Origin of the sequence: Winogradskyella sp. UBA3174, from assembly GCF_002364335.1 — a bacterium.
Lineage (GTDB): Bacteria > Bacteroidota > Bacteroidia > Flavobacteriales > Flavobacteriaceae > Winogradskyella.
On record NZ_DEXW01000019.1, the window covers coordinates 37,052 to 38,115 of the forward strand.

Annotated in this window: 1 protein-coding gene; it reads left to right on the forward strand. The window is 32.6% G+C overall.

Annotated features, from left to right (window positions below):
- The coding region (locus tag B2U95_RS02065; protein WP_296312083.1) for a serine hydrolase domain-containing protein at nt 1-1,064 on the forward strand (1,064 nt) is incomplete at both ends.

A 1,064-nucleotide genomic window follows, 5' to 3' on the forward strand; every position in this document is an offset into this window, starting at 1 on the left:
AGAAGCCCGTTTAGTGGAACAGTATTAGTTGCTAAAAAAGGAGAAGTCATTTTTGAAGAAGCCTATGGAGAAGCAGATAGAGTAATTAATACACCAAATACTATAAATACTAAATTTGGTATTGGTTCAGTAACCAAGCAATTTACTGCCATGCTAATCATGCAATTGGTAGAAGAAAACACAATAAAGCTACAAGATACTATTGGTAAGTACCTTCCATATTTGCCAAAAGAAAAAGCAAACCATATTACTATTCATCAATTATTATCACACACTTCAGGATTATCGCACTACAACTCATTACGAGAGGTAGGTGTGAGTTTGAAAGATTTCGGAAACACAAGTTATTCTCCAAAAGCATTAGCAAAATTAATAGGTAGAACCGATTTAGTTAATAAACCAGGAACAACCTTTTATTATAGCAGTTTTGGCTATGACCTTTTGGGAGCTATTTTAGAAGAAGTTTCAGGAAAAACGTTTTCTGAATTGTTAAACACATCTATTATAAAACCTTTGGGATTAAAAAACACAGGGTATGGAACCAATGAATACAATTCAAATAAATTAGCAAAAGGCTATAGTTATCAAGAAGTTTATGGATTGGATTGGTGGACTTCAGAACATGGTGGTAAAACTATTGAAGTACCTTTTAGAGACCAATCAACAGCTTATACTGCGGGAGGTATGTATTCAACAGTTAAAGATTTATTCATTTGGAGTGAAGCGTTAAAGTCAAACACGTTATTATCACCAGAATTGACTAAAATTATGCTGACACCAAATAAACATGGGCATTGCTATGGTTGGGTTAGAAATTGGGATGATATTATAGAAAAAAACATCAACGTAAGACTATATGGACATGGAGGTGCATTAGCTGGAAACAGTGCGTTTATTGCTCTATATGATGATGAAACTACTATCATTTATTTGTCAAACAGAAGTAATTTAAAGGCTGAAGAAATTTTACACCAAATCCATTTACGAGCCAATAATTTAAAAGATGAATACAAACTAAAAGGATATCCAAATAGAAGTTCATATAAGAAGTTTGAAAAATCTGG